Raw genomic sequence first — 1,129 nt, forward strand, 5'->3', positions numbered from 1 at the left:
ACGGATGCGTTCAAGAGGCAGTTGGTTGCGGAGAACCATGCCGCTGGAGCAACAGTTCCGTTGGTATCAAAACAGCATAGGGTTCCAACCAGCCGGATATATTCTTGGCGAGGTGATGCGCGGTTTCAGCCGACCGAAGTTGAGACGCCTGACCAACGCTGCTGCCGCAGAAATTCGTCAGTGGGAAGGGATTGCGTCCCTCGCTGCAGGTGCGAATCGACCGCCCAATTTCCTAACAGAGGACGTACGGCGCCCGGTTTTGACGGTCTTCAGGACTTCAGCCCAGTTGGGGGGGGACCAGACGCTCACTAGGCTAACGAGTTTTCACCCTAATTTCCCAAAACCAAGCATTCACAAAAATTGGCCACTCAGTCGATAAAAGTTGGCGTTTCCAAAAATCTGAAACCCGACCTTGATGAGCCATACACCTGCTGTCGGTGCCGATGACTTATTCGGTGTATTGCGGTATTCTTCGTGTCAATCCTTCGATAGCCGCCGTTTTTCAAGCAATACGGGCGTAAGGCCTTTGAATACTGACCCATGCAACCGTGGCCTAACATTCATTCTGCAATGGCGGGAACTTGACGTTCAGAAAACTCCGCATCCAAGCCGGTTTGGGTGTTTAGCGCCCGATTTCTGCGGCCTAAAGTGATCAACTTTCTGACTGGATTGTCGTGGGCAAGAAAGCAGGGAGACAACGGACTTGCATAACTTGAATGAAACAAGAGGAGGCAAATGCCGAGATCCACGAGGAATATAGTTGGCGAAACGCCCGCACGGCTGCAGGTCCGACTTCTTGGTGTCGTCGAGATCATTTTGGACGGCCGGCGTCTTCGCGCCTTCAACTCTCTTCGCTTGCAGCGGTTTCTGGCGTTGATCGTGTTACGAAGAGACCTGCAGCACCGCTCAAGACTCGCGTTCGAGCTCTGGCCCGACTCCGACGAACGTCAGGCGCGCACCAACCTCAGGAAGCTGTTGCACGAATTCCGTCATTCCCTTCCCAGCATCGATGAGTTTGTCGAGATCGAAAACGAGACTGTGCGGTGGATTCCGACTGGCCCGAGCGACGTCGACGTGCTGAGGTTTCACGATGCCATCGCGGCCGGTGATCTCGAACTCGCCGCGCGCC

Annotated in this window: 1 protein-coding gene; it reads left to right on the top strand. The window is 54.6% G+C overall.

Annotated features, from left to right (window positions below; all coding sequences use genetic code 11):
- Positions 1–735: 735 nt before the first annotated feature.
- The coding region (locus tag DWA01_RS00010; protein WP_200832457.1) for an AfsR/SARP family transcriptional regulator at positions 736–1,129 on the top strand (394 nt) is incomplete at its 3' end.

This window comes from Candidatus Halocynthiibacter alkanivorans (assembly GCF_003333265.1).
Taxonomy (GTDB): domain Bacteria; phylum Pseudomonadota; class Alphaproteobacteria; order Rhodobacterales; family Rhodobacteraceae; genus Halocyntiibacter_A; species Halocyntiibacter_A alkanivorans.